Raw genomic sequence first — 26,003 nt, 5'->3', positions numbered from 1 at the left:
GCCGCTCAGGCCGCCTTCGGGCCGGAGGCGGCAGCGGAGGTGCCGGAGGCGGTGTCCGTGTGCGCCCGTGCGGTGGCGACCTTGACGGGCCGCTCGATGAATCCGGTGCGGTGGAAGATGTCCGCGGCCTCCTGCTGCTCGGCGATGAACGCGTCGCTGACGGCCTCGATCTTCCACGGCAGGGCGCGCAGGGCGGTCTCCCAGTCGTCGGCGTTCCCGCCCAGGTCGGCGGCGGCGATCTCGGCGGCGGCACGGGGGTTGGCGGCCGCCCAGTCGTCGGCGCGCTGGAGGGCGCGGGTGAGTGCGTCGATGATCTCCGGCCGGCTTTCGGCGAGTTCGCGCCGGGTGAAGAAGACGGACCGGTCGGTGATCACGTCGCCGGTGGCGACGAGGGTGCGCAGCCCGCCGGTCCTGCGTGCGGCCGCCAGCTGCGGTCCCTGGGCGACCCATGCGGCGATGTCCCCGGAGCGCAGCAGCTGTTCGCTGTCGTCGGTACTGCGGACCGCGGTGATGTCGTCGGCGTACGAGAGTCCGGCGTCGTCCAGGGCCTTGGCGATCAGATGGGTCTGCCAGGACCCGATGGCGAGGTGGACGGTGGTGCCCCTGAGGTCGGCGACCGTGCGGACGGGGCTGTCCTGCGGGACCAGGAGCGCGCCGTGCTCGGGGCGCGGGGCGGACACGGCGGTGTAGACGAGGTCGTGGCCCGCCGCCTGGGCGGTGACCGGCGGGGTGGATCCGGTGCCGCCGAAGTCGATGACGCCCTGGGTGAGGAGCTCACCGGTGCGGACCCCGTTGGTGTACGGGTGGAAGGCGACCGTCTCGCCGAGAGCGGCCAGCTCCTCCTGGGCGATGCCGAGGCGGGAGAGGTGGTACAGGTGGAAGAGGGACGGGTTGCTGCTGTGGACACCGATGGTGATGGTCATTCAGATCACTCCGACTTCGGCAGTTTCGACAGGGGCGGGGGCAGGGGACGGCGAGGGGGCGGGGACGGCAGCGACGCCCAGGTCGTTCAGCAGCCGGCGGCGCAGTGCCGCGAACGCGGGATCGCCGGGGTCCCGCGGCCGGTCGACGGCGACGGTCTCGTCGGTGACGAGCTCCCCGTCGCGCAGCACGGCGACGCGGTCCGCGAGCCGCACCGCCTCGTCGACATCGTGGGTGACCAGCAGGACGGCCGGGCGGTGCTTGCGGCACAGCTCCCCCACCAGGTCCTGCATCTTCAGCCGGGTCAGGGCGTCCAGCGCGGCGAACGGCTCGTCCAGCAGGAGCAGTTCGGGTTCACGCACCAGCGCCCGGGCGAGTGCGACGCGCTGGGCCTCGCCGCCGGAGAGCGTGGCGGGCCAGGCGTCGGCGTGCCGTTCCAGGCCCACTTCGGCGAGGGCCCGGAGCCCGTGGGCGGAGCGGCTGCGCGGCAGGGCGACGGTCACATTGGCGAGGACCTTCTTGGACGGTACGAGGCGGGGTTCCTGGAAGACGATGGTGCGTGCCTCGGGGACCAGCACCTCTCCCCCGTCGGCGCCGTCCAGTGCTCCCAGGATGCGGAGCAGGGTGGTCTTGCCGCTGCCGCTGGCACCCAGCAGGGCGACGAACTCGCCCCGGGCGATGTCGAGCCGGAGACCGTCGAGCACGGCCCGGGTGCCGAAGACCCGGCGCAGTCCGCGTACCCGTACGGCGGACCGCTGTGTTCGGTCGGTCATCGTGTCCCTCCTTGCGGGGACCGCCAGGGCATCAGGACGCGTTCCAGCAGCCGTACGAGGATGTCGGCGGCCAGGCCCAGGAGGCCGTAGATCAGGATGCAGACGGCGAGGATGTCGGTGCGTGCGTAGCTCTGCGCCTGGGACATCAGATAGCCGATGCCCGCGGTGGCGTTGATCTCCTCGGCTGCGATGAGGGCGATCACGCTGAGCGTCATGGACAGCCGCAGTCCGGCCAGGAGGGACGGCAGGGCTCCGGGCAGGACGACCTCCCGCACGATGGCGAGCCTGCTCATCCCGAAGCTGCGCATGGCCTCGACGAGCTTGGGGTCGGTGTTGCGCACGCCGCTCGACGTGGACACGTACATGGGGAAGGTGGTGGCGACGGCGATGAGCAGGATCTTGGCCGTCTCGTTGATCCCGAACCAGACCATGAACAGGGGGACCAGCGCGAGGAAGGGGATGGTGCGCAGGGTCTGGAGCGAGGAGTCGAGGAGTTCGTCGCCGATCCGGGTGAATCCGGTGGTGATGCCGAGGACCAGCCCGGCGGCGAGCCCGAGGAGCAGGCCGATCCCGGACCGGGTCAGGGAGGTGGTGAGCGCGTCGGGCAGCTGCCCGTTCCCCCACAGCTCCCCCACGGCCCGCAGGACCTCCGCGGGCGACGCCAGCACGTCGGGGGTCAGTACCCCGGTGGCCGAGGCCGCCCACCACAGGACGAGCAGGGCCACCGGTCCCAGCGCGCGTACGGTCAGGGCGAACGGACGGCCGCGCGGGGTGCGGAGCTGGGGCCGGGGGGTGACCAGACCCTCGGTTGCGGCCCCTTCGGAGACCGCGCTCATGTCAGCTTCTCGACGTCGAGGAGGTGGGCCGCGACGTCGACCTGTCCCTTGGTGACCTTCTGCTCCGCGTAGAAGGCGGCGACGGCCTCGAAGCGTTCTATGTCCTCGGGGCCGATCGGGTCGACCGTGCCGCCCTTGGCGGTGATCGCGGTCTGCACCTCCTGGGCCTTGCCGGTGACGGCGGTGGGGCCGACGTCGGTGAAGACGTTCAGATAGGCGGCGGGATCCTTCTTCTGCCGGGCGCTGGCATCGTGGAGGTACCGGTACAGCGCCTTGACGATCTCGGGGTGTTTCTCGGCGAAGTCCGTACGTACCGCGTTCAGGCTGTAGTTGTCGGAACCGATGGCTGCGCCGTCGGCGACGAAGTGGGCTTTGCCGCTGCCGATCTCGGCCACGGCGTAGGTGGCCCAGACGGCCCAGGCGTCGACCTTGCCCGCGTTGAACACGGCGGCGGTCTGGTCGGGGCGCAGGTAGACCCGCTCGACCTTGTCCGCCGGGATGCCGGCCTTGGCGAGCGCCTTGAGCAGCAGGTACTCCCCGGTGCCGCCCTGGTTGACGGCGACCTTCTTTCCCACGAGACCGGCGACGGAGTCGATGCCCGAACCGTCGCGGACCAGGATTCCCTCGCCCGTCGCGTCGGGGTCGACCGCGGTGAAGAACTTGAAGCCGGGGCGCTGGGCGAGGGAGGTGACACCCGAGGTGATGGAGCCGGTGGCGAAGTCGAGCTGGCCGGCGTTCATGGCCTGGGCGGCCGGCGCGAAGGGGCCTGCGCTGCCGGTCCACTCCACCTTGGCACCGGCCTTGCCGAGGGCCTTGTCGAGGCTGCCGTCCTTCTTGCCGACGGCGAGGACTCCGGAGTTGCCGGGGTCGGGAATGCGCACGGTGACGGTGCTCGCGGCGCCGGATCCGCTGTCGGCCTCGGACGAACCGCAGGCGCTGAGGGCAAGGAGCGCGGCAGCCGTGAGGAGTGCGGGGGCGAGGGCCGTACGGCCCGGTCGGTGCGGGTTCATGGTGACAGGGGTCCTCGGGGTTCGGGGATGGACGCGGGGACGGGGTGGAGCAGGGCGAGGGCGGCTGCCCTGCGCAGCGGTGCGGGGTCGGCCCACGCCGCGACGTCCACGGGCTCCGGGAGGAAACCGTGGGCGCGCAGCGCGGACTCCTGCTCGGCGAGCAGGCCGAGCCGCTCGGCCGACAGGTCGGGGTGCAGGGTGAGATGGGTGCCGGGGCGGTAGGCGCCCGCGACTCCGTCGGCGCCCGCTCCGGTCTCGGCACCGAGGATGCGGTCGACCTCGGCGGGCTGTCCGGTGGCCCAGTCGGCGGCTCGGAGCAGGACGGCGAGGAAGCGGTCGACGAGCCCGGGGTGGTCGTCCAGCAACTGCTGGTGGACCGTGATGGGCCGGGGCGTTCCGTTGTTGACGCGGAACCGGCGGTCGGGCAGCTCGTCCAGTTCCACGGCGACCTCCGCCCCTGTCCTGCGGGCCGCTTCGACGGCGAGGGCACCCTTGACGTACACCGCGTCGACGTCGCCGCGCCGCAGCGCGTCGAGTTCGGCGGCCCACTGGCCGTGGTGCGCGTCGGCGGGCACGTCGACGAGTGCGGCGTCGTCCAGGGTCAGACCGGCGGACCCGAGAGCGCCCTCGAATCCGCGCAGCGCCATGGCCCGCCAGAAGTCGATGGCGAGGGCGTGGGAGGGCGCCGCGAGCCGCCGTCCGCGCAGGGCGTCGGCTCCCCGGATCCCGGATCCGGGGGCGACCAGTACCACCTGGCGTTCCTCGATCCAGGTCAGACCGATCAGCCGGGTCCGCTCACCACGTGAACGGGCCCACAGGGCGGGCACGTTGCCGCCCTCTCGGAACAGTCCCGGCAGAGCGTGGGTGAAGTGGGCGCCACGGTCGGCGTCGGGGTCGGCGTCCTGGAGGGAGCGCACGGCGATGCCGTCGGAGGCGAACTCGTCGCTGAGCCACTGCCGGTCGGCGGCGATGCCGGTCGCGGTGGGTACGGGACAGCGGGTGAACCAGAGGGTCCTGGGCAGGACGGCGGAACGCGTCATGGAGTCTTCCCGAAGGGTCGGCGAAGCAGGAGGGGCGCACGGGCGCGGCGTCCGGCAGCGGAACGGGCCGCGGCGCCACGGGGACGCTCCGGAAGGATCACCGGGTGCGGCGGGGCGGGGGCGCGGCCGGCCGGGTCGGCGGGAGCGTCGGCGAAGAAGTGAAGGGGCTGCGGGTGTTCAGCGACAGGAGGCGCTGGAAACGCGTGCCAGGTCGATGTGCCTGCGCAGCGTGAGGGCGAGCCGGACCGGAGCTGTGGTGCCCGGGGTCGTGGCGCGGGGGCCTGCCATGGCACTGCTCCTTTCCGTTCGCCGGTGGTGAGGGCTGAAGACTGCCACGGGCGGCGCCCTGCTCACAACTGGCTTCCCATCATGTGGGATTGACTGTGAACGGAGTGTTTCGCAGTCCCGTACGGACCTCACTTCCCTCCCGTAATGTGGCAACCATGGGGGGCCTCGTGGGCCCCTTCCCCACGCGAGCGGAGAGTGGAACGACATGACCGAGGCCGCGGCGGTGCCCGCACCCGGCGGAGCCCAGGCAGTGCTGCGTGCGCTGGACGTCCTGCACTGCTTCCACGACAACGGCCCCGACCTGAGCGCCTCCGACCTCGCCCGGCGCCTGGAGCTCTCCGTCTCCACGGCCCACCGGCTGGCCCGCACCCTCCTCGGTGGGGGCTTCCTGGAGCAGGACGCGCGCACCTCGCGTTACCGGCTCGGCCCTGCGGTGACCGAACTGGGCCGGCTCTCCTACCACCAGCGGGGGCTCCATCTGGCCGCCCCCGAGCTGACCGACCTGGCGGAGCGCACGGGTGCGACGGCCGACCTGGCGCTGCGCAGCGGCCCGCACGCGGTGATCGTCGCCGGCGGCTCGGTCACCCCGCACACGGGGCTGCGCAGGCCGCTGCACTCGACGGCGCTGGGCAAGGTCCTGCTGGCCTGGGCCCGGCCGGGTGAGGGCGGACCGACCGCGCTCCCGCCCCTGCGCGCCTTCACCGACCGCACGATCGTGGAACCTGCGCTGCTCCAGGCGGAGTTGACGCGGGTGCGGACCGAGGCGTACGCGCTCAACGACGGAGAGTCGGCGCCCGGGGTGCGCACCCTGGCCGTCCCCGTGCTGGACGGCTCCGGCTACGCGCGCTTCGCGCTCGCCGTGCGCGCCACCCCGTCCGTGATCACGGACGAACGGACGGGCTGGTTCCTCGAACAGGCCCGGTCCTGTGCGCGCGCCCTGGAGGTGCTGCTGCTGACGCCGGCCGAACGCAGGCCGCCCGCCCCGTGATGGACGGCACCGACCCGTGCTCGTGCGACGATGGACCCCGCCCGGGGAGGTGACGGGCACTCGGTCACCGAGAGGGCCGCGGGACAGAAGGACGTACATGACACAGGCCGGACCCACGGGCGCGGACGCGCCCACGGGAAGAGCCGCCCGTGAGCTGCTCGAGGAAGCGGACCGGCTCGTCACGACGGCCCGCGCCGTCCTGGACGACCACGCCCGGGCCGTCGACGGCGCACGCACCGCACTGGCCCCCCTCCTCGAATCCCTCGTCGGCCGGGAGCTGGAGGCCATCCCCCTCGCCCGGCTCGGGGACGTCACCGAGGGCCGGCTACGGCTCGGCGCGCTGGAACAGGCCGGTTATCTGACGGTGGGCCAGGTCCACGCCACCGGGCGCTACGAGCTCCGCCAGATCCCCGGTGTCGGGGCGCAGACGGCGGACCGTGCGCTGGCCGCCACCCGGCAGATCGCGCACGCGGTCCGGGACACCGTCGCCGTACGGATAGACGTGGACGCCTCCGACGCCGGCACGACCGCACTGCTCATCGCCCTGCACCGGCTCGTCGAGGCGGGTCCCGACACGCGCCGGGCCACGACCATCGCCCGGCGGCTCGTCACGGAGCTGGAACCGCCGCTCGCCGCTGCCGCACCCGCCCGCAGCCGGCTGCGCATGCTGTTCGCGGGACGGGCGGCCCGTGCACAGGTGCAGGCCGCCGTCGCCTCCGTACGGTCCGCCACGGAAGCGGCGGTCGCGCGCGAACTGCGGCTGCTGTTCGGACAGGTGTCCGTCGATCTGCTGCGGGGACCCGCGTCCGAGGCCGAGGCGTGGGTCGATTTCGAGCTGCGGTCGGCCGAGTACTACAGCCTGCTCGCCGAGCTGTCCGCCGCCGGGCCCGACCGGGACGCCGCCGAGGGCTTCCTGCCCGCCGGCATCGCGGACCGGGTACGCGGGCTGCGACTCGACGACACCCACCTCCGGGTGTCGCTGCGCGGCTACCAGTCCTTCGGCGCACGCTTCGCCCTCGCCCAGAAGCGGGTGATCCTCGGGGACGAGATGGGGCTCGGCAAGACCGTCCAGGCCATCGCGGCGCTGGCCCACCTCGCGGCAGGGGACGAGACCCACTTCCTGGTGGTGTGCCCGGCGAGCGTACTGATCAACTGGAGCCGGGAGATCCGTGCCCGCTCCACTCTGCGGGCCGTGCCGATGCACGGCCCGGAGCGGCAGGACGCGTTCGCGGAGTGGCGCGAGAAGGGCGGCGTCGCCCTGACCACGTTCGACGCGCTGTACACCCTGCCCGAAGGGCCGGCCTGCGGGATCCGCCCCGGCATGGTGGTGGTCGACGAGGCGCACTTCGTGAAGAACCCCGCCACCCGGCGCTCCCGTGCCGTGACCGGCTGGACGGGGCACACCGAACGGGTCCTCTTCCTCACCGGTACGCCGATGGAGAACCGGGTGGAGGAGTTCCGGAGCCTCGTGCGCCAACTGCGGCCCGAACTGGCGCCGTCCGTCACCACCACGCACGGTGTCGCCGGTTCGCACGCCTTCCGCAGGGCCGTCGCTCCCGCGTACCTGCGACGGAACCAGGAGGACGTCCTGAGTGAACTTCCCGCGGTGGTCCAGGCCGACGAGTGGGAGGAGTTCTCGGCAGGCGATCTCGAGGCCTACCGCGAAGCGGTCGCCGCCGGGCACTTCATGCGGATGCGCCGTGCCGCGTACGCACGTCCCGAGACGTCGGCGAAGCTGAACAGGCTGTGCGAGCTGGTCACGGAGGCCGAGGAGAACGGACTCAAGGTCGTCGTGTTCTCGTACTTCCGCGACGTGCTCCGGACCGTCGGGGAGGCTCTGGGCGACGGCGTGTTCGGTCCCGTCTCCGGGAGCCTCCCGGCCGCACGCCGGCAGGAACTGGTCGACGCGTTCGGCGCGGCGGACGGGCACTCCGTCCTGCTGAGCCAGATCCAGGCCGGCGGAGTCGGGCTGAACATGCAGGCGGCCTCGGTGGTCATCCTGTGCGAACCGCAGATCAAGCCCACGATGGAGCACCAGGCCGTGGCCCGGGCCCATCGCATGGGGCAGATACGGACGGTCCAGGTGCACCGGCTGCTCGCCGCCGACAGCGTCGACCAGCGCATGCTGGAGATCCTCGCGCGCAAGGACCGTCTCTTCGACGCGTACGCACGGCGCAGCGATGTCGCCGAGTCGACGCCCGATGCCGTGGACGTGTCGGACGGGGCGCTCGCCCGGCTCGTCGTCGAGGAGGAGCAGCGGCGGCTGACCGTCTGAGGGCTCAGTGCTTGTGGGTGTCCGCCGTGGCAGCCGCGTGGTGCGGCGGGTCGTATCCGGGGACCGTGCCGTCGGCCTTGGCGACCAGGAACAGTCCGGCCATGCCCATGTCGGAGTGGCTCTGGACGTGGCAGTGGTACATCCAGGCGCCGGCTCCGACGTGTTCACCCGCGATGACCTGGAAGCCGAACGAGTCGGCGGGCCCGCAGATCTTCGTGTCGACGACGCGGCTTGGGTCGTCGGGGCCGGTGAGCAGCCCGGTCCTGTTGTCCGCCCAGCGATGCCCGTGGATGTGGAACGTGTGGTAGTACTCGCCGTGCGTGATCATCACGACCTCGACCCGGTCGCCCACCGTGGCCTCGAAGTTCGGGCTCTCGTGGCCCGCCTTGTTGTTGATCTTCATGTCGTTGAAGACGATCGTGATCGTCTTGTCCGGCAGGATGTCTCCCTTGCGCCGGACGACGAGGGGCCCGTAGAGCCCCTTCCGGATGCCGCCCGTGCCGTGGTCCGTACCGACGACATGGTCGTGGTAGTGCCAGTAGCCCGCGCTGCCCGCCTGCCAGGTGCCGTCCTTGCGGCGGCCCGGGGCGTGGGTGCGCCAGGTGTAGGTACGGGTGCCGCCGGGTTCGACGTGGCTCCGATTCATGCGGGTGCCGTCGCTCGCGATGTCGTAGTCGACTCCGTGGACATGCAGGCTGGCGTCGACGTCCGTGGTGTTCTCGAACTCGATGTGCAGGGTGTCGCCCTCGGTGATCTCGATGAGCGGGCCCGGAATCGAGGCCTTGCCCTTCTCGAAGCCGTAGCCCATCGAGCCGTCCGCCAGCTTCTCGGCGTACAGCTTGAGGTGGCGGACGGCTCCTCCCGCCGGGGCGGTCCTCGGCGGGTTCTCCGCCGAGCTCGCCTGCACCGCGCCGAGCGACATCGATGTCACCCCGGTCGCCGCCGCCACACCGCCGCTCACCAGCATCCGCCGGTTGAAGGTCCTTCGGTCCATGTCGAACTCCCCACTGCGATACGGAAACTGACGTGCTGTTCCCCGGGACGGCCCACACCGTAGCGGCGGGAACCATGTTTATCCACACTCAGGACAAAGTTCGTTTGAATGCTGCCATACCTATTGGCGACTCGCGAAAAGAGGTCTAGCTTCATGCGCTGTTGCAGTGACCACAGAGTTGCAGCGACCAGAGCAGTGACCAGAGAGGGGTGGGTGACCACATGCAGCGCACACCACATCACAGGTCCAGATCGCGGCGGGGCCTCGCGGCAGCGGTGGCGGCGGGCGCACTGACCGCGTCCCTGCTGGGCGGCAACGCGGCCAGTGCCAGACCCTATCCGGACCCCGGGCCCGAGGAACGGGTGGCGACAACGTTGTCCCTCCCCTCGCCGCCGGGCGGGGCCGACGTCAAGGTGCTGGTCTTCCACGCCTCGGCGGGCGAGGAGTCGCCGACCGTGGACGCGGGGATCGCGGCCATCGAGAAGATCGGTCTCAGCGGCCCGGAGGCCGGGCGCTTCAAGACCGTGGCCACCGACGACGCCGGGGTCTTCACCAAGGGCAAGCAGCTCGGCACGTACAACGCGATCGTCTTCCTGACGGGTGGCGGCGATGTCCTCGACCCGGAGCAGGAAGCGGGCCTCGAGGCGTACATGGAGGCGGGCGGCGGTTTCCTCGGCATCCATGACGCGGCGCGCACCGAGCCGTACTCCGACTGGTTCACCGGCCTGGTGGGCGCCCGCCCCTCGGCGGACAGCCCGGCGAACGTCCAGCGGGCCACGGTCGAGATCGGGGACCGCCGGCACCCGGCGACGAAGAACCTCCCGCTGGAGTGGAAGCGCCCCGACAAGTGGCTGAACTGGAAGGACAACCCGTCCGGAGACGTGCACACCGTGGCGCGCGTCCGCGAGATCACGTACACGCCCGGCGCGAGCGCCAACGGCTGGGACCACCCGGTCTCCTGGTGCCGTGACTACGACGGCGGCCGGTCCTTCTACACGGGCATGGGCGGTACGGTCAGCAGCTTCGCGGAGACGGACTTCCGCGACCACCTGCGGGGCGCGCTGGCCTGGACGAGCCGCATGTCCCAGGCGGACTGCAAGGCCACCATCGACACCAACTACACGGCCGAGCGCCTCACCCAGCCCAACCAGCCCGGCCAGAACGACCAGATCGGCGAGCCGCACGGCCTCGTCACCGCCAAGGACGGGCGGGTCTTCTACATCGGGCGCGGCGGCGCCGACGGGGACCAGCCGGTCGTCACGGACTGGAGCAAGCCGGACATCGGCAAGGGGCAGGGCGAGATCCACGTCTACGACCCGGCGACCAAGAAGGTCACCCTCGCGGGCAAGCTGACCGTCTTCGGCAACAAGGGCGGCGGCGACGAGCTGGTCAAGGTGGAGGAGGGCCTGCTCGGCATCGAGCTGGACCCGGACTTCGCCACCAACGGCCGGGTGTACCTGCACTACACACCGCACGCCAAGATCGACCGCGACAAGCAGATGGCGGTGCGTCAGGTCTCGCGCTTCACCTTCGACCCGGCCACGAACAAGCTGGACCTGGCGTCCGAGAAGGTACTGCTGCACTGGCCGGTCCAGATCCACAGCTGCTGCCACGCGGGCGGCGGGCTGGCCTGGGACTCGAAGGAGAACCTCTACATCGCCACCGGGGACAACAACTCCTCCGGATTCAGCGACGGTTACTCCGGTAACAACCCCCAGCCGAACTACAAGGGCGTGTCGTTCGCCGATGCCCGCCGCACCGCGGGCAACACCAACAACCTCAACGGGAAGATCCTGCGGATCCATCCCGAGGACGACGGCACCTACACCCTGCCGGAAGGGAACCTCTTCACCGGCAAGGAGCCGGACGAGGGCGGCGGCAAGACCCGCGGCGAGATCTACGTGATGGGTGTACGCAACCCGGCCAGGATCTCCGTCGACAAGGCCACCGACACCCTGTACGCGGGCTGGGTCGGCCCGGACGCAGGCTCCCCCAGCACCACCTGGGGCCCCGCCAAGTACGACACGTTCGCCGCCATCACCAAGGCCGGCAACCACGGCTGGCCGTACTGCATGGGGAACAAGCAGCCCTACCGGGACCGCAATCTGCCGGATCCCACCAAGCCGCTGGGCTGGTACGACTGCGACGCCCCCAGGAACGAGTCGCCGAACAACGACGGCCTGGTGAAGCTGCCGCCCATCACGTCCAACACCATCTGGTACTCGCCGCAGGGCGGCGGCGTGGACTACCCGCGCGACGCCAACGGCATCCCGAGCTACAAGGTGGCGGACCAGAAGCAGCTCCTGCCCTGGCTCAAGGGCGGCGGCCAGGCCACGATGAACGGCCCGGTGTACCGCTACGACCCGGCGAGCACCAGCGAGGCCAAGTGGCCCTCGTACTGGGACGGCAAGTGGTTCGTCGGTGACTTCTACGACGACACACAGCCGCGGCACGCCGTGCTCACCGACCCGAAGACGGTCGGCAAGGGCGGCACCCCCACGCACGCCGAGTCCCTGAAGAAGATCATTCCGGTCGGCGCGGACGGCATCCGCAACCTGATGGACTGGAAGTTCGCCCCGGACGGTTCGCTGTACGTCCTGGACTACGGGCGCGGCTTCTTCACCTCCGACTCCAAGTCCGCGCTGTGGCGCGTGACGTACAAGGGCGGCGGCCCGACCCCGGCCGCCTCCGACCTGGCCAGGAAGGCGGCAGTTCAGTGAGACACCGTTCGCTCTTCGCGCGACAACGGTACGGACCCGCACGGGTGTGGCTCGCCCTGCTCGGCTCGTTCCTCATGGTTCTCGGGCTGACGTCGACGGCCGCGTACGGGCGGGAGGACGACCGTCCGGCGGCCGCGGCCGACCAGGTCCTCAACTGGACCGCGGGCGACCCCATCGACCACTACCTGTCGGCGCCCAAGACCGCGGTGGCCGGCCCGGCGACCATCGTCTTCGAGAACAGCACGGCCACGGGCAACACGACGGGCATGCCGCACACCCTGACCTTCAGCGTGTCGGACGTGGAGTTCAACGACGACGTCCCGTTGAACATCCTGGCCAACCCGAGTGACAGCGCGGGCGGCAAGCACAGCGTCGAGGTGACCCTCACGCCCGGCCGGTACTTCTATCACTGCACCATTCCCGGCCACGGCTCGATGCAGGGCATTCTCACCGTGACCGAGGGCGGCGGCGGTGAGGACACCACCGCACCCGAGACCTCCGCGACGGTGGACGGCGACAAGAACGCCGACGGCGCGTACATCGGTCAGGCCACCGTCACCGTGGCGGCGACCGACGCCGACTCGGGCGTGGACACCGTCGAGTACGCGGTGGGGGCCGACGGCGCCTGGCAGCCGTACACGGCGCCCGTCGTGGTGAACGAGGTGGGGACGCACACCATCCGCTACCGCGCCACCGACAAGTCCGGCAACGCGGCCGCCGAGAAGTCCGTCGACTTCGCGGTCGCGGCACCGCCCACGGACGACGAGACACCGCCGGAGACCTCGGCGACCGTCTCCGGCGAGAAGGACGACGCGGGCGCCTACCTGGGCATGGCCACGGTCACCGTGACCGCGTCCGACACCGGGTCCGGCGTCAACACCATCGAGTACGCGATCGGGGCGGACGGCGCCTGGCAGCCGTACACCGCCCCCGTGATGGTGCACGAGGTGGGGACGCACACCATCCGCTACCGCGCCACCGACAAGTCCGGCAACGCGGCCGCCGAGAAGTCCGTCGACTTCACGGTCGTCGAGCCGCCGTCGCAGGATCAGACACCGCCGGAGACGTCCGTGTCGGTACAGGGCGACAAGAACTCGGACGGCGCGTTCATCACCAGCGCCGAGGCCACGGTGACCGCCACCGACGCCGACTCGGGCGTGGAGAAGACCGAGTACTCCCTGGACGGGGGCCCGTACCTCGCGTACACCGCGCCCGTCATCGTGGACCGGGTCGGCTACCACACCTTCGCGCACCGGGCGACGGACAAGGCGGGCAACACCTCCGGGGCGAAGCAGGCGTCGTTCACGATCGCCGAGAGCGGCGGAGTGCCGGCGCCCAACTGCCCCGAGTTCGACGAGCGGCTCACCGTCATCGTCGGCACGGTCGACACGGGTGTCCCCAACCGGGTCACCGGAAACCGCTGCACGATCAACGAGTTGATCGAGGACGAGAAGGACTGGTCCTCGCACGCGCTGTTCCTCAAGCACGTCGACAAGGTCCTGGACAAGCTGCTCGCCGACGGGGCGATCGACGCCCGTGAGCACAAGAAGATCTACCGGGCGGCCAAGCAGTCCGGCATCGGCAGGCCGGGCCAGGCCGAGGGCTATCGCAAGCTGTTCGACGGCACCGCGGAGTCCCTCTCCACGTGGCAGCACGTCGGCGGCGGGAAGTTCGGGCTCAACGCGGAGGAGGGATCGATCACCAGCTCCACCTCGGTCGACGGGATGGGCATGCTGTGGTTCCCGGCCCGTCAGTACGGCGACTTCTCGCTGAAGCTCCAGTGGCGTGATGACGCTCCCGGGACAGGCAACGCCAACGGCGGCGTGTTCGTCCGCTTCCCGAACGTGCACGACCACCCGGAGGAGTCGCGCCCGGAGTGGGTCGCCATCAAGTACGGCCATGAGATCCAGGTCAACGACCGGCCCGACGGCGACATGTACAAGACCGGGTCGGTCTACGGCTTCGACCGCGTGGGCCTCGGCGGGGCCGGGGTCACACCCAAGGGCACCTGGAACGACTACGAGATCCGGGTGGTGGACCAGCACTACTCGGTCTACCGCAACGGTGTCCTGCTGAACGAGTTCGACAACACCGGCGGTCAGCTCTTCGAACCGCCGCGGGGCGACGACCCGGGTACCGACGGCCGGCGGTTCAGCTCCGGTTACATCGGGCTCCAGGTCCACAGCACCACGGACGTGATCTCCTACCGCGACATCCGCATCCAGGAGCTTTGACATGCTCCTCGGGCTGAAGCCCGAGGATTCTGGCCGTCCCCACCCGAACCTGTGCCGCTACGCGGCACAGGTTCGGGTGGGGTTCCATGGCTTCCTGCTTCTTCGCGCTGTGCCAGAACTGGTTCTGGTCTTACCGGCGCTCCGCAGGCCGATGCCGCCAGTCCGGCGGCCTGTTTGACGTTGATCGCGGCGTTGGTGTCCCGGTCGTGGACGGTGCCACACATGGGGCAGGTCCACTCCCGTACGTGCAGGGGTTTGGGCCCGTCCCGATGCCCGCAGGTGGAGCACACCTGACTGGTGGGCTCGAACCGGCCGATCTTGATGAAGGTCCGCCCGTACCGCTGCGCCTTGTACTCCAACATGGCCACGAACTGTGACCAGCCCGCGTCATGCACACTCTTCGCCAGCCGGGTGCGCGCCAGTCCCGAGACCGCCAGATTCTCCACCGCGACCGCTTGGTTCTCGCGAATCAACTGAGTGGAGAGCTGATGGTGGAACTCCTTGCGCGCGTCAGCCACAGCCGCGTGAGCGCGGGCGACCTTCGAGCGGGCCTTAGCCCGGTTCTTCGATCCCTTCTGTTTGCGGGACAGCTCCCGCTGGGCTTTCTTCAGCTTCTTCTCCGCCCGGCGCAGAAACCGCGGGGAACAGATCTTGGTTCCGTCGGAGAGGACCGCGAAGTGGGTGAGCCCCAGGTCGATGCCGACGGCGCTGCCCGGCTCCGGCTCATCCCAGCGCGCCCGGTCCGTTTCGGAGTCCGTGTCGATGACGAACGAGGCAAAATACCGCCCCGCCGAGTCCAGGATCACCGTCACACTGGAGGGCGCGGCGGGCAGGACCCGCGACCACTTGACCCTCACGTCACCGATCTTCGGCAGGGACAGCCGCCCCGTCTCAGTGATCTTCCAGCGGGCGTTGGCGGTGAACCGGATCGACTGCCGGGTGTCCTTACGCGACTTGAAACGCGGCGCACCCACCCGCTTCCCCTTGCGCTCCCCTTTGAGGGAGGCGAAGAAGTTCTTGTACGCGGCCTCCACATCCCGAAGAGCCTGCTGCAGCACCACCGAGGAGACCTCACCCAGCCAGCAGCGCTCGACCGTGTGCCGGGCCTGGGTGATCAGCCGTTTCGACAGCTCGGCCGCGTTCGGCACCGGCAGGCCCGCGGTGCGGGCGTCCTCCCGGGCCCGTACCGCGTCGTTGAACACCACCCGTGCACACCCGAACGCCCTGGCCAACGCCGCGCGTTGACCGGGCTCCGGGTACAGGCGGAAGGCGTACCGAAGCTGCATTCGGTGATCGTACGAACACACACCACTCGATGTCGTCGGGAACACCCGTTCCCCGCCTCACCCCTATGCCCGCAGTGTCCGGCTCCGCCGGAACGACACCGCGACGCTCCGCGCCGTAATCACGAGATTCACTTCATCACCGGGCTGAAGCCCGATGCACTGCGAATGAATCTCGGTAGCACCGGAGAACACTCAGGAGGCCGCGGCCGCGTGCTCAGGCACGTGACCGCGGCCTCCGGGGTGCCGGTGGCGCCACACCCAGAACACCGTGCAGGACACCAACGACCAGGCGGCGAGCACCAGGTACGGGAAGACGAACTGGTGGCCCTGGTAGTAGACCGCCGTGTGCTGGGCATTGACCGAGGCACCCGGAGGCAGCCAGCGGCCGATGTGCCCCAGCAGGGAAGGCAGCAGCGGCCAGGACACCGCGCCGCCCGACGAGGGGTTGCCGATCAGCACCATGACGCCCCAGGTGGGGATCATCGCCCAGCGCCCCATGAGGGTGTTGAACATGGTGAAGACCATGCCCGAGGTGAACATCGTGAGCGACAGGATCAGCCAGGACTGGACGAACGGCAGGTCCACCGCGCCGAGTCCCCAGTCCACGACGGCCGCGATGGCGAAGCCGCCGAGGAGCGCGTACCCCACCGTGAACGCGATCCGCTCCAGCGGGAGCAGCTCGCGGGCGTGCACGCTGAGCTGGATCGCTCCCACGAAGCCGATGATGACGGCGGCGAGGGAGATGTAGAAGAGAGCCAGACCGCGCGGGTCACCCCTCTGCAGGGGTTTGACGTCCTTGACCGTGAGGGGGATGCCGAGGGTGTCCGCGACCTTCACACCGGTCTCGGCGAGCAGGTCCGCGACGGTGGCGCCGGACGCCGCAGCGACGTCCATCGCCACCCCGTCGCCGACCGTACGCAGGATCACGAAGACCTTCTGTTCGTCCAGTGCCCGGCGTGCCTCGGCCCGGGTCCCGTACCTGTGCAGTTCCAGGGAGGTGTCGAGCGCCTTCTCCATGCCGTCGACGAACGCCCTGCCGCGCGCCACGTCGGCGCCGCTGAGCACGGCGGCCGGAATCCGGTGCGGGGTCGGGTTGGCCATCGCATAGGTGTAGGAGCCGGCGAAGAGTCCGGCCGCGGCGGCCAGGATGAAGAGCAGGACCAGTGCCGGGAAGTACGGCGACTGCTTGTACGCCTCCCACTTCTCGCGCCGTGTCGGGGGTCTGCCGTGCGCTCCGTGCTCAGCCGTCTGTCCGGCGTTCATGCCTCGTTGCCGTCGTCGTGCCGGGCGCGGCTGGGCTGCACCCGCTTCGGTTCGCCGGGCATCTTCGGGTACTCCGGCGGATACGGCAGGTCTCCGAGTTTGTGCTCGTGCTCGTCGCGCGTGGCCAGCTCCAGCAGCTTGTCGAGCCGGAAGGCGTGGTCGTCCATGTCGGCGTGCAGGTCGCCCACCTCGGCGTACCGCACGGGCATGGTCCGGATGTCGAAGTCGCGCGGCTCGGCGTCGTCGACCTCCTCCCAGCGCAGCGGAGCGGAGACCGGGGCGTGCGGGCGGGGGCGTACGGAGTAGGCCGAGGCGATGGTCCGGTCGCGGGCGGTCTGGTTGTAGTCGACGAAGATCCGCTCGCCGCGCTCCTCCTTCCACCAGGCGGTGGTGACCCGGTCCGGCATACGGCGTTCGAGTTCCCGTCCCACGGCGATCGCGGCACGCCGGACCTGGGTGAAGGTCCACTCGGGCACGATGGGTACGAATACGTGGATGCCCCGCCCGCCCGAGGTCTTGGGCCAGCCGCGCAGCCCGTGGTCGTCGAGGACGGACCGCAGTTCGTGGGCCGCCCTCACCGCATCGGCGTAGTCGGTGCCGGGTTGCGGGTCGAGGTCGATGCGCAGCTCGTCGGGGTGGTCGGTGTCGGCCCTGCGCACCGGCCAGGGGTGGAAGGTCAGCGTGCCCAGGTTGGCCGCCCACAGGACGGCGCCGAGCTCGGTGGGGCACATCTCGTCGGCGTGACGGCCGCTCGGGAACTCGATGCGGGCGGTGGGGGTCCAGTCGGGGATGTTCTTCGGCGCACGCTTCTGGTAGAAGAAGTCGCCCTCCACACCGTCGACGAAGCGCTGGAGGGTGGTCGGCCGCTCGCGCAGGGCGCGGAGGATACCGGGCCCCACGGCCAGGAAGTACTCGGCCACGTCCCTCTTGGTATAGCCCTTTTCTGGGAAGTAGACCTTGTCCGGGTTGGACAGCCGTACGGCCCGTCCGTCTGCTTCCAGCTCCACCGCTGCTCCCATGTCGGCCACCGTAGGCCCGGCTCACATATGCCGCATATCGGGAGACGCGTTCCGCGGAACGGTCCAGAATCGGTTCATGGACCTGCCCGTGATGCCTCCCGTGAAACCGATGCTCGCCAAGTCCGTCTCCGCCATTCCCCCGGGCATGCAGTACGAGGCGAAGTGGGACGGCTTCCGGGCGATCGTGCACCGGGACGGCGACGAGGTGGTGATCGGCAGCCGGACCGGGAAGCCGCTCACCCGCTACTTCCCCGAGCTGGTCACGGCGTTGCGGGAGAACCTCCCGCCCCGCTGTGTGATCGACGGGGAGATCGTGGTGGCGCACGGGGGGCGGCTGGACTTCGACCGGCTGAGCGAACGCATTCATCCGGCCGATTCGCGGGTGCGGATGCTGGCCGAGCAGACGCCGTCCAGCCTGGTGGCCTTCGACATCCTCGCGCTGGAGGACCGGTCTCTGCTGAGCGCGGTGCAGACCGAACGGCGGGCCCTGCTGGAGACGGCGCTCTCCGGTGCGTCCGCCCCCGTCCACCTCGCTCCGGCCACGACGGATCCCGTCGTCGCCCAGGAATGGTTCGAACGGTACGAGGGTGCGGGGCTCGACGGCGTGGTCGCCAAGCCGCTCGACCTGCCCTACCGGCCCGACGTCCGCGCGATGTACAAGATCAAGCACGCGCGGACCGCCGACTGCGTGGTGGCCGGTTACCGCTTCCACAAGAGCGGCCCCGTGGTGGGATCCCTGCTGCTGGGGCTGTACGACTCCGACGGCGCGCTCCAGCACGTGGGGGTCTGTGCGGCCTTCCCGATGAAGCGGCGCGCCGAGCTCATCGAGGAGCTGGAACCCCTGCGGATCGATCCCGCCGAGCACCCCTGGGCGGCCTGGGCGGACGCGGCCGCCCACGAGGGGTCACGGCTGCCCGGGGCACCGAGCCGCTGGTCGGGCAAGAAGGACCTGTCCTGGGTGGCACTCGGCCCCGAGCGGGTCTGCGAGGTGGCCTACGACCACATGGAGGGCGACCGTTTCCGCCACACCACCCAGTTCCGGCGGTGGCGGCCGGACCGCACCCCCGCCGGCTGCACCTACGGGCAACTGGAGGAAGTGGTGCGGTACGACCTGTCCGAGGTGCTTCCGACCGGCTGACGCTCACACGGCGGGGGTCGCGCAGGGATCGTCCGTGGGTGCGTCGGAGGGCGTCGTGGTGGGTGACGGGCCGGGCTCCGCGGACTCCGTCGGGCAGCCCGGCTGGGAGGTGCTGGGGTCCGGGTCCGGTGACGTGCCGGGGTCCGTGGTCGGGTCGGGCGACGTCGTGGGATCCGGATCGGTGGTCGGGTCCGTGGGCCCGGTGGCGGTCGGGTCGGGGCTGGGGCCCGGGTCCGTCGGGGAACCGCTGGGTTCCGGGGTGGCGGAGTCCGAGGGTGAGGGACCGGGTGAGGTCGAGGGTCCGGGGGTCCGGGTGGGCTGCGGGCCGACGATGATGCCGCCGTCGTCGTCCGGGCGGCCGGGGCCGCCGACCGGTGCCTTGGGTGGGGTGGTGCCGCCCGCTCCGGGGCTCCTGGGGATCACACCGCTGCCGTCGGCGACGGGGTGGGTGCCCTTGCGGTAGAACTCCAGCCAGGACAGCACCGTGCGCAGATAGGTGTCCGAGTGGTTGTAGCTGAGGATCGCCCGGTCGAGGTCGCCCCGCACCGTCAGGTTGCGCGTCCCCGCACAGAGGTAGTGCCCGGCGGCGAGTGCGGCGTCGAAGATGTTGTCGGGGTCCTTGCGCCCGTCACCATTGCCGTCCCTCCCCCAGTGCGCCCACGTGGAGGGGATGAACTGCATCGGTCCGACCGCCCGGTCGTAGCGGGTGTCACCGTCGTACACACCGCCGTCCGTGTCCGGAATGTTGGCGAAACCCGCACCGTTGAGGACGGGGCCGAGGATCGGGGAGAGCGTGGTGCCCCCGGCGTCGACCTGTCCCCCGCGCGCCTGCCCCGACTCGACCTTGCCGATCGCCGCGAGCAACTGCCAGGGGAGCCGGCATCCGGGGTCGGTACGGCCCAGCGCGTTCTCGGCCTTGCGGTACGCGGAGAAGACCGTCGCCGGAATGCCCGCTTCGGCCCAGGCCGGTGCGACGACCGGGTTCGGCCTCGTGCCGGACGTCGGCGGCTCGGGTGTGTCCAGTGGCGGCAGTTCCGTGTGGTAGCTGTCGTCGTTGGGCACCTGTGTCCAGACCACGTCGTCCGCCGCCGCGGCCAGCCTGTCGTCGGACCCGCCGACGAGCCCGGGTGCCTGGGACGCGGTGAGCGCGGCCATGGCGGCAACGGCCGTGGCCGTGCCGGTGAGTCCGCGGCGCATTGTTCCGTTGAACCTCATGCGTGCTCCCTCCCCTCCCGGGGTCACTGGGTGAACGTGTCGATGGCGGAGATCCGCCAGGTGTCGCCGCGGCGCACGGCGTCCACGGCGAACATCGCCGCCGCGTAGGTCGTCTCTTCCGCCTTGCCCGTACGGGTGTTGCTCTGGTCGGCGAAGACGAGGAGCCGGGCCCGGTCGCCGTCGAGCCGTTCGACGCCGCTCTGGGTGACGGTCGTGGTGAGCACGAGCTTCTGCTTCGGCGCCTGCGCGCGTACCTCGGCGAGCATGTCCTTGTGTTGCTGCACCGCCCGGCCGACCAGATGGGCTCGTGCCGCCCGGTCGGACTTCGCGGGCGAGGCGTAGTTGTACGAGAACACGGCGCCGACCGCCTCGGTGATCTGACCCTTCACCTCGCTGGTCCGGCTGATGTCGGTGAGGGCGCTGTTCTGCCGGCTCGGGTCGTCTCGCAGTGTGCCGGCGGAGGCGAACGCCCATGCGGCGAAGGCGCCGAGGAGCACGGTGGCGGCGCAGAGGACGGCGGGGAGCCGGATGCGGAGCCGGGGCGGGCGCTTGCGCAGGGTCCCGGGCTCCTCCTCCACGGACCCCTGATCCGCGCCGGGATCCTCAACGTCCGTGTCCACCGGCGCTGTTGCACCTGCGGCTGCGTCGTCCGCGGAATCGTCCGCGGCCGGCCCGTTCTCCACGGGCGGCCGGTCGGGGGTGGCGCGCCCCCGGGGCGGGGCGGTCGCGGTTGCGGCGGAGGCCAACCGTCGCTGGCGGTTCACGAGGTGACGGGTCGTCGACATCTGTGGGGTCCTCTCGAAGGCGGGGGCCGGGGGCGGCGGTGTCAGCCGGCGGAGTTACCGACGGGCGCCTGGCCGAGGGCGCTGAGCTTCCACCCCTCGGAGGTACGGGTGAGCTGCCCGAGCATCCGGCTCTCCTTCACCGCGGGCTTGCCTTCCGGCGCGGTCACGGTGACCCGCACCGCGACCATCACGCCGGCCCTACCGGCCCGTTCGTCCAGTTCCGTCACCGCTCCCGACAGCACCTCGGCCGTGCTGACGGTCCCGGCCGCCTCGATCTGCTCGGCGAACCCGTCGCGTCCGTCCACGAGTTGCTTGTGGAGGTCGCCCGTCGTCGAGTCCTCCCAGCTGTCGAGGCCCTGGTCGAGCTTCGCGTGGTCGAGCGTGTTCATGTTCTGCACGGCCTGTTCCCCTGCGGCCAGCGCGTCGTCGCGGGCCTGCGCGTAGGCCGCCGAGTCGTCGTGAGCGGCGTCGTACCGGGACCAGCCGCCCCAGCCCGCCGCGACCGCCGCCACGGCGGTCAGCGCGATCGCTGCCGCCAGCAGTGGATTCCTCGTCGTCCGTACCCGTGCCATCGGTGCCTCTCCCCTTACCTGGAGGTGATCTCGACGATCTGCCAGCGTCCGTCCCGCAGTTCGGCGGTGACGGACAGCTGGGCCGCCGCGGTGGTGGCGGCCTTCCCCTCGCGCTCGTAGACCTGGTCGAGAAAGACGAGCAGATGGGCGCTGCTGCCACTGAGCCGGGTCACTCCCGCGCGTACGACGTGGGTGGTGAGCGTCAGCTTCTGGTCGGCGGCCTGCTTCTCGACCTGGCCGAACAGCGCCGCGTACTGCTGGAGCGCCTTGCCCGCCAGCAGTTGCTTCGCCGACTCCTTGGTCACGGCGGTGGCCTGCGGGCTGTACGAGAAGACCTTGCCCAGTGCGTTGCTGACATCGCCCGCGACCCTGGTGGTCGCCGCCGTGTCGGTCAGCGCGCGGTTGGATGTGGCGGGGGTGTCGCGGAGTTGCTGCCCCGCGACAAAGAACGCGCCGGCGGCCGCGAGCAGGACGACGACCAGGACCGCGGCGAGGGTTCGGGCCAGCCGTCCGCGGCCCGGTGCGGCCCCCTCGTCGGCACCGGTCTCTCCCGTCTCCAGATCCGGGGTGGTGTCGGGGGCGGTGATCGTCACCGTGGTCCCTCCGGTCTGCTTCATGTGCCGCTCCCGACGGGTATGGCCTCAAGTACCTTGACCTTCCAGCCGTCACCGGTCCGGGCGAGGCTCGCCTCGAAGCGCTTGCGCTCCGTGCCGCCCTTTCCGGTGCGCGGAGTGACCTCGACGTCGACGGTCGCGATCATCGCGGCGGTCCCGGCGCGTTCGTCGAGCGCGGTGAGCGCGGCGTCGGTGACCTTCCCGCGTGCCGTGGCACCGGCCTCGGTGAGCTCGCTCGCGTCCTTCCTGCGGCTGTTCCTCAGCCCGTCGTGCAACGGTCCCGTCGATGAGGCGAGCCATGCGTCGAGCCCCGACGCGACGGACGTACCGTCCTTGCCGTCCATGGTGTTCAGCCGGGCGAGGTGCCGCTTCCCGTCGTCGAGGGCGGCGTCACGGCTCTTCGCGTACGACAGGGTGTCGTCGCCCCGCGCCTGCGCGTACGACCAGCCGCCGAGCGCGCAGATCAGTACGGCGGCGATGAGCACGGCCCAGCCGCTCAGGCTCTTCGTCCGGGCGTTCACAGCCCACCTCCGAGGCCCAGCAGGCCGGCCATGCCCTGGGGCGCCGACGATGTACCGCCGGTGGTGCCGAACGCACCCGGGAGCCGGTCCCCGTCGGTGCCGGTGCCGGTGAGGAGCGGGCCGGGCACGGCCGGTTCGGGCACGGGCCCGCCCCTGGGGGCGTTCGCGCTGCCGCGGACGTTGATCCCGGTGCCGGGCGATGAGGCGCAGCGGGCCTTGGTGTTGACGGCGGGGGCGGGTGAGAGGTCGGTGCCCCTGCGGTAGGTCGTGGAACCGTATCCGGCGGTGCAGGGCAGTGGCTCGAAGAAGGTGACGGACATACCGAAGCGGGCCCCGTCCTCGTCGACCGCGCTCGCTCCCGCTGCGGCGACCGCGGGGACTCTCACCAGGAGTTCCTCCAGTCCGCGCTGCCGGGTGACGGCGACCTCGGAGGTGGTGAGGAGGTTGGCGACGACGACGCCGAAGCCGGGTTCCACGTCACGCAGCAGCCCGCTGATCTGCGCGGTCGCGTCGGGCGCGGTGGCGATCAGCCGGCGCAGGTCGCTGTCCGATCCCTTGAGTTCGGCGGCGAGTTCCTCGGCACCGGACGCGAAGCCCTTGAGGGCGTCGCCCTGTTCGACCTGGGTACGCAGCACGGTCTCGCCGTCGGCCATGAGCTTCGTGGTGGTCGGCAGTGCCTCGTCCGCCGCTTCGACGAACTCGCTGCCGGTGTCCAGCAGGACCTGGAGGTCGTCACCGCGCCCGTCGAAAGCCGCACCGAATTCCTCGACGACGGTGCGCAGCGCTTCCGCGTCGACGGACGCCGTCAGGTCGTTGACGCTGGTGAGGACGTTGGTGACGGGGGCGGGGATCGTGGTGTCGGCCTGGTCGATGACCGAGCCGTTCTCCAGGAAGGGACCGTCCGCACGGGTGGGCCGCAGGTCGATGTACTGCTCGCCGACGGCGGAGAGGTTGGCGACGACTGCCTCCAGGCTGTCCGGGATGCGCGGTGCGTCGTTCTCGATGCGCAGTTCGGCCTCGACACCGTCGTCGGTGAGTTCGATCGGGCCGACCCTGCCGACGGACACGCCCCGGTAGGAGACGTTGGAGTGGGTGTACAGGCCGCCGGTCTGCGGCAGTTGCACCGTCACCGTGTAGTAGCTGCGCAGGCCTACGTAGTGGCCGAGGTCGGCGTACCGCACACCGAGGTAGCCCAGTACGAGCACCGCGATGACGAGAAAGGCGATGTTCTTGAGCCGGATGGCGAGCGTGATCATCGGCTGGTGCCCTCCGTTCCCGGTGTCGTGATCGAGGGAAGGGGCAGGGGCAGTGCCGCCTTCTGCCGGGCAGGTGGCGTGGTGGCCGGGGTGAGTGCCGGGATGATCTGGGTTCCGGGTATGGCCGTCACATCCAGGTAGACGTTGAGGTAGTCGCCCTTCACTCCGCGCAGCACCTCGTCGGTGAACGGGTAGGTGAGCAGCACCTGGAGGGAGTCGGGCAGGTCCTGGCCCGAGTCGGCGAGGGCCCGGAGGGTGGGGGCGATCGCCTTGAGGTCCGCGATCGTGTCGGCCTTGCTCCGGTTGATCGTCTCGACGGCGACGGTGGAGAGCGTGTCGAGCGAGCGCAACATGGTCAGGAGCGAACCGCGTTGCTTCTCCAGGACCTTCATTCCGGGGCTCAGCCCGGTGAGGACGGTGCCGACGTCCTGTTTGCGGGTGGCGAGGGTGGCGGCGAGGCGGTTGACGCCGTCGAGCGCCTCGGTGATGTCTTCCTTGTGGTCGTCCAGGTTGGTGACGAGCGTGTCGACGCGGCTGAGCATCGAACGGATCTGGGGTTCCTGCCCGGCCAGTGCCTTGTTGAGTTCGGTGGTGATGGTCTTGAGCTGGTTGATGCCCCCGCCGTTGAGGAGCATCGACAGGGCGCCGAAGACCTCTTCGACCTCGGGGTTGCGGTTGGTGCGCGTGAGCGGGATCCGGTCGCCGTCCGCGAGGGCGCCCTCGGCCGTGCCGGCGGCGGGCGGTGAGAGCTGGATGTACTTCTCGCCGAGGAGGCTGGACTGTTCGAGGTGGGCGTACGCGTTGGCGGGCATCTTGATCTTCCCGTTGACCCGCATGGTGACCTTCGCGGTCCAGCCGCCGGGGGTGAGCGAGATCTTGGTGACCCTGCCGACCGCCACGTCGTTGACCTTGACCGAGGACTGCGGCGCGAGGCTGAGGACGTCCCCGAACTCGGCGGTGATCTCGTACGGGTGGTCTCCGAGGTCGGCGCCGCCGGGCAGCGGCACCTGGTCGATGCCGGTGAAGGAAGGCATGTCGACGCTGGTGACGACGAGGGCGAGGCCGACACCGGCGGCGAGCAGGGCGGCGAGGCCCGTGGTCGTGCGGGCTCCGGGTCTGCGCAGGGCACGGCTCATCGGTTCGCCTCCTTCTTCTCCTGAGTCCGGGTCTTCCCCGGGGTGCCGTAGACGGTGCCGATCGCGGGCAGAGGCAGCACGGGCAGCGCCTTCTGCCGGGTGGCGTCCACCGGGGCCAGACCTTCCAGACCCGCTGCCTCTGCCTCGGTGAGCGGTCCGCCCATGGACAGCTCGTTGAGGTTCGTGCGGCCGTTGAGGGTGCGGTTCGCCGGGTCGTAGGCGTTCAGGACGTTGGTTGCCGCGAGCGGCAGCGTGTCGAGGGACTCCGCGAGCGAGGCGCGCTGGTCGACCAGGGTCTGGGTGAGCGGCACCAGGAGGTCGACGTTCTCCTTGAGGGCACCGCGGTGCTTCTGGATGAAGCCCTTGACCTGGCCGAGCGCCTTACCGAGCTCCTTCAGGGCCGCGCTCAGGTTCTTCTTGTCGTCGGCGAGGAATCCGGTGACGGAGTTGAGCTGCTGCTCGGCGGCACGCACGTTGCCGTCGTTCTCCTTCAGCATCGTGGTGAAGGTCTGCAGGTAGGTGAGGGTGTCGAAGAGGTTCCCGCTGCTCCTGTCGAGCGTCTTCGTCGCTTTGCCGAACTGCTCGATGGAGTCCCCGATGGCCTTTCCGTTGCCGTCGAGGTTCTTCGCGCCGGTCTCCAGCAGTCCGGCCAGGGCTCCGTCCGCGTTGGCTCCGTCCGGGCCGAGCGCCGTGGAGAGCTCCGTGATCGACTCGTACAGCTGGTCGACCTCGATCGGCGTCGCGTTGTTCGCGGCGGGCAGTACGGCGTGGTCCTCGATCTGCGCCCCTCCGCTGTACGCGGGCGCGAGCTGGACGTAGCGGTCGGCGACCAGGCTGGGGGCGACGACGACGGCGTGGGCCTCCTCGGGGACCTTGACGCCCTCGTCGAGCCGCAGGGTGACCGCGACCTCCTTGCCCCTCGGTTCCACGGATTCGACGGTGCCGACCTTCACGCCCAGGATCCGCAGGTCCGAGCCGGCGTACACCCCGGTGGCCTGGTCGAAGTAGGCGGTGACCGTCGTCCTACCGGCGTCGTCCATGGCCATCACACCGGAGGTGGCGGCCACGGCGACGACGGCGAGTCCGGCGCCGATGCCGATGATGCGTGCGGGTCTCATG

Annotated in this window: 22 protein-coding genes; 5 read left to right on the top strand and 17 right to left on the bottom strand. The window is 70.6% G+C overall.

What is annotated here, in order from left to right; all coding sequences use genetic code 11:
- Window positions 1-5 precede the first annotated feature (5 nt).
- The 5 genes from ABZS61_RS12265 to ABZS61_RS12245 are packed head-to-tail and all read right to left on the bottom strand — an operon-like array spanning window position 6 to window position 4,580.
- Window positions 6-923 (bottom strand): ABC transporter substrate-binding protein, encoded by a 918-nt coding sequence (locus ABZS61_RS12265; protein ID WP_356418302.1) that lies wholly within the window; start codon window positions 921-923, stop codon window positions 6-8.
- Window positions 924-1,694: an ABC transporter ATP-binding protein gene (locus ABZS61_RS12260; protein WP_356418300.1), complete on the bottom strand. Its 771-nt coding sequence runs from the start codon at window positions 1,692-1,694 to the stop codon at window positions 924-926.
- The gene (locus ABZS61_RS12255; protein ID WP_356418298.1) at window positions 1,691-2,530 is read right to left on the bottom strand and encodes an ABC transporter permease; all 840 of its coding nucleotides are present in this window, start codon (window positions 2,528-2,530) and stop codon (window positions 1,691-1,693) included. Before ABZS61_RS12255 ends, ABZS61_RS12260 begins: the two co-directional genes overlap by 4 nt.
- Entirely contained in the window at window positions 2,527-3,540 is a 1,014-nt protein-coding gene (locus ABZS61_RS12250; RefSeq protein ID WP_356418296.1) for an NrtA/SsuA/CpmA family ABC transporter substrate-binding protein, read from the bottom strand. Before ABZS61_RS12250 ends, ABZS61_RS12255 begins: the two co-directional genes overlap by 4 nt.
- Window positions 3,537-4,580 carry an ABC transporter substrate-binding protein gene (locus ABZS61_RS12245; RefSeq protein ID WP_356418294.1) on the bottom strand — a complete coding sequence of 348 codons (1,044 nt, stop codon included), beginning with the start codon at window positions 4,578-4,580 and terminating at the stop codon, window positions 3,537-3,539. Before ABZS61_RS12245 ends, ABZS61_RS12250 begins: the two co-directional genes overlap by 4 nt.
- A 493-nt stretch (window positions 4,581-5,073) precedes the next feature.
- On the opposite strand from ABZS61_RS12245, the gene ABZS61_RS12240 reads away from it, so the two are divergent.
- Both ABZS61_RS12240 and ABZS61_RS12235 read left to right on the top strand, forming a co-directional pair.
- Entirely contained in the window at window positions 5,074-5,856 is a 783-nt protein-coding gene (locus tag ABZS61_RS12240) for an IclR family transcriptional regulator (RefSeq protein ID WP_356418292.1), read from the top strand.
- A gap of 97 nt (window positions 5,857-5,953) precedes the next feature.
- The gene (locus ABZS61_RS12235) at window positions 5,954-8,131 is read left to right on the top strand and encodes a DEAD/DEAH box helicase (protein WP_356418290.1); all 2,178 of its coding nucleotides are present in this window, start codon (window positions 5,954-5,956) and stop codon (window positions 8,129-8,131) included.
- A gap of 4 nt (window positions 8,132-8,135) precedes the next feature.
- Here the strand turns inward: ABZS61_RS12235 and ABZS61_RS12230 are convergent, their stop codons facing one another.
- A complete protein-coding gene (locus tag ABZS61_RS12230; protein WP_356418288.1) occupies window positions 8,136-9,125 on the bottom strand; it encodes a multicopper oxidase domain-containing protein in 990 nt (329 codons plus the stop codon).
- A 221-nt stretch (window positions 9,126-9,346) separates the two neighbouring features.
- Between ABZS61_RS12230 and ABZS61_RS12225 the strand changes: the two genes are divergently transcribed.
- Window positions 9,347-11,845: a ThuA domain-containing protein gene (locus ABZS61_RS12225; protein ID WP_356418286.1), complete on the top strand. Its 2,499-nt coding sequence runs from the start codon at window positions 9,347-9,349 to the stop codon at window positions 11,843-11,845.
- Complete coding sequence (locus ABZS61_RS12220; RefSeq protein ID WP_356418284.1) at window positions 11,842-14,079, top strand: family 16 glycoside hydrolase; 2,238 nt, start codon at window positions 11,842-11,844, stop codon at window positions 14,077-14,079. The genes ABZS61_RS12225 and ABZS61_RS12220 overlap by 4 nt, the downstream gene beginning before the upstream one ends.
- Here ABZS61_RS12220 and ABZS61_RS12215 read toward each other — a convergent pair.
- The 3 genes from ABZS61_RS12215 to ligD form a co-directional block, all read right to left on the bottom strand.
- Window positions 14,049-15,365: an RNA-guided endonuclease TnpB family protein gene (locus tag ABZS61_RS12215; protein ID WP_356418282.1), complete on the bottom strand. Its 1,317-nt coding sequence runs from the start codon at window positions 15,363-15,365 to the stop codon at window positions 14,049-14,051. The two genes, ABZS61_RS12220 and ABZS61_RS12215, sit on opposite strands and share 31 nt — an antisense overlap.
- 192 nt (window positions 15,366-15,557) lie before the next feature.
- Entirely contained in the window at window positions 15,558-16,628 is a 1,071-nt protein-coding gene (locus tag ABZS61_RS12210) for an ABC transporter permease (RefSeq protein ID WP_356418280.1), read from the bottom strand.
- On the bottom strand, window positions 16,625-17,635 hold the full coding sequence (gene ligD, locus ABZS61_RS12205) for a non-homologous end-joining DNA ligase (RefSeq protein WP_356418463.1): 1,011 nt from the start codon (window positions 17,633-17,635) through the stop codon (window positions 16,625-16,627). Before ligD ends, ABZS61_RS12210 begins: the two co-directional genes overlap by 4 nt.
- A gap of 88 nt (window positions 17,636-17,723) precedes the next feature.
- Here ligD and ABZS61_RS12200 point away from each other — a divergent pair, with 88 nt between their 5' ends.
- Window positions 17,724-18,785 carry an ATP-dependent DNA ligase gene (locus tag ABZS61_RS12200; RefSeq protein WP_356418278.1) on the top strand — a complete coding sequence of 354 codons (1,062 nt, stop codon included), beginning with the start codon at window positions 17,724-17,726 and terminating at the stop codon, window positions 18,783-18,785.
- Window positions 18,786-18,788: 3 nt separating this feature from the next.
- Here the strand turns inward: ABZS61_RS12200 and ABZS61_RS12195 are convergent, their stop codons facing one another.
- Genes ABZS61_RS12195 through ABZS61_RS12160 form a run of 8 tightly spaced genes read right to left on the bottom strand, consistent with a single transcriptional unit; the run spans window position 18,789 to window position 26,002 of the window.
- On the bottom strand, window positions 18,789-20,000 hold the full coding sequence (locus ABZS61_RS12195) for a lytic murein transglycosylase (RefSeq protein ID WP_356418276.1): 1,212 nt from the start codon (window positions 19,998-20,000) through the stop codon (window positions 18,789-18,791).
- 23 nt (window positions 20,001-20,023) lie between these two features.
- Window positions 20,024-20,785, bottom strand: a complete 762-nt coding sequence (locus tag ABZS61_RS12190) for a hypothetical protein (RefSeq protein WP_356418274.1) — start codon at window positions 20,783-20,785, stop codon at window positions 20,024-20,026.
- A gap of 41 nt (window positions 20,786-20,826) precedes the next feature.
- Window positions 20,827-21,357: a hypothetical protein gene (locus ABZS61_RS12185; protein WP_356418272.1), complete on the bottom strand. Its 531-nt coding sequence runs from the start codon at window positions 21,355-21,357 to the stop codon at window positions 20,827-20,829.
- 14 nt (window positions 21,358-21,371) lie between these two features.
- Window positions 21,372-21,974, bottom strand: a complete 603-nt coding sequence (locus tag ABZS61_RS12180) for a hypothetical protein (protein WP_356418270.1) — start codon at window positions 21,972-21,974, stop codon at window positions 21,372-21,374.
- Window positions 21,971-22,492 carry a hypothetical protein gene (locus ABZS61_RS12175; protein ID WP_356418268.1) on the bottom strand — a complete coding sequence of 174 codons (522 nt, stop codon included), beginning with the start codon at window positions 22,490-22,492 and terminating at the stop codon, window positions 21,971-21,973. Before ABZS61_RS12175 ends, ABZS61_RS12180 begins: the two co-directional genes overlap by 4 nt.
- Window positions 22,489-23,748 carry an MlaD family protein gene (locus tag ABZS61_RS12170; protein ID WP_356418266.1) on the bottom strand — a complete coding sequence of 420 codons (1,260 nt, stop codon included), beginning with the start codon at window positions 23,746-23,748 and terminating at the stop codon, window positions 22,489-22,491. The genes ABZS61_RS12175 and ABZS61_RS12170 overlap by 4 nt, the downstream gene beginning before the upstream one ends.
- Window positions 23,745-24,884 (bottom strand): MCE family protein, encoded by a 1,140-nt coding sequence (locus ABZS61_RS12165; RefSeq protein ID WP_356418264.1) that lies wholly within the window; start codon window positions 24,882-24,884, stop codon window positions 23,745-23,747. The genes ABZS61_RS12170 and ABZS61_RS12165 overlap by 4 nt, the downstream gene beginning before the upstream one ends.
- Complete coding sequence (locus tag ABZS61_RS12160; protein ID WP_356418262.1) at window positions 24,881-26,002, bottom strand: MCE family protein; 1,122 nt, start codon at window positions 26,000-26,002, stop codon at window positions 24,881-24,883. The genes ABZS61_RS12165 and ABZS61_RS12160 overlap by 4 nt, the downstream gene beginning before the upstream one ends.
- Window position 26,003 lies beyond the last annotated feature (1 nt).

The sequence above is a fragment of the Streptomyces sp. NPDC005566 genome, from assembly GCF_040605575.1.
GTDB lineage: Bacteria > Actinomycetota > Actinomycetes > Streptomycetales > Streptomycetaceae > Streptomyces.
Note: the sequence above shows the minus strand (reverse complement) of the source record. Positions and strands in the feature narration are given on the sequence as shown.

What these genes read in the sequence shown, in the direction of transcription:
- ABZS61_RS12240 (WP_356418292.1), top strand. Translation starts at nt 5,074, where the DNA reads ATGACCGAGGCCGCGGCGGTGCCCGCACCCGGCGGAGCCCAGGCAGTG.
- ABZS61_RS12225 (WP_356418286.1), top strand. Translation starts at nt 9,347, where the DNA reads ATGCAGCGCACACCACATCACAGGTCCAGATCGCGGCGGGGCCTCGCG.
- ABZS61_RS12255 (WP_356418298.1), bottom strand. Translation starts at nt 2,530, where the DNA reads ATGAGCGCGGTCTCCGAAGGGGCCGCAACCGAGGGTCTGGTCACCCCC.
- ABZS61_RS12180 (WP_356418270.1), bottom strand. Translation starts at nt 21,974, where the DNA reads ATGAAGCAGACCGGAGGGACCACGGTGACGATCACCGCCCCCGACACC.
- ABZS61_RS12170 (WP_356418266.1), bottom strand. Translation starts at nt 23,748, where the DNA reads ATGATCACGCTCGCCATCCGGCTCAAGAACATCGCCTTTCTCGTCATC.
- ABZS61_RS12265 (WP_356418302.1), bottom strand. Translation starts at nt 923, where the DNA reads ATGACCATCACCATCGGTGTCCACAGCAGCAACCCGTCCCTCTTCCAC.
- ABZS61_RS12200 (WP_356418278.1), top strand. Translation starts at nt 17,724, where the DNA reads ATGGACCTGCCCGTGATGCCTCCCGTGAAACCGATGCTCGCCAAGTCC.
- ABZS61_RS12195 (WP_356418276.1), bottom strand. Translation starts at nt 20,000, where the DNA reads ATGAGGTTCAACGGAACAATGCGCCGCGGACTCACCGGCACGGCCACG.
- ABZS61_RS12185 (WP_356418272.1), bottom strand. Translation starts at nt 21,357, where the DNA reads ATGGCACGGGTACGGACGACGAGGAATCCACTGCTGGCGGCAGCGATC.
- ABZS61_RS12165 (WP_356418264.1), bottom strand. Translation starts at nt 24,884, where the DNA reads ATGAGCCGTGCCCTGCGCAGACCCGGAGCCCGCACGACCACGGGCCTC.
- ABZS61_RS12260 (WP_356418300.1), bottom strand. Translation starts at nt 1,694, where the DNA reads ATGACCGACCGAACACAGCGGTCCGCCGTACGGGTACGCGGACTGCGC.
- ABZS61_RS12235 (WP_356418290.1), top strand. Translation starts at nt 5,954, where the DNA reads ATGACACAGGCCGGACCCACGGGCGCGGACGCGCCCACGGGAAGAGCC.
- ABZS61_RS12215 (WP_356418282.1), bottom strand. Translation starts at nt 15,365, where the DNA reads ATGCAGCTTCGGTACGCCTTCCGCCTGTACCCGGAGCCCGGTCAACGC.
- ABZS61_RS12190 (WP_356418274.1), bottom strand. Translation starts at nt 20,785, where the DNA reads ATGTCGACGACCCGTCACCTCGTGAACCGCCAGCGACGGTTGGCCTCC.
- ABZS61_RS12250 (WP_356418296.1), bottom strand. Translation starts at nt 3,540, where the DNA reads ATGAACCCGCACCGACCGGGCCGTACGGCCCTCGCCCCCGCACTCCTC.
- ABZS61_RS12210 (WP_356418280.1), bottom strand. Translation starts at nt 16,628, where the DNA reads ATGAACGCCGGACAGACGGCTGAGCACGGAGCGCACGGCAGACCCCCG.
- ABZS61_RS12160 (WP_356418262.1), bottom strand. Translation starts at nt 26,002, where the DNA reads ATGAGACCCGCACGCATCATCGGCATCGGCGCCGGACTCGCCGTCGTC.
- ABZS61_RS12230 (WP_356418288.1), bottom strand. Translation starts at nt 9,125, where the DNA reads ATGGACCGAAGGACCTTCAACCGGCGGATGCTGGTGAGCGGCGGTGTG.
- ABZS61_RS12245 (WP_356418294.1), bottom strand. Translation starts at nt 4,580, where the DNA reads ATGACGCGTTCCGCCGTCCTGCCCAGGACCCTCTGGTTCACCCGCTGT.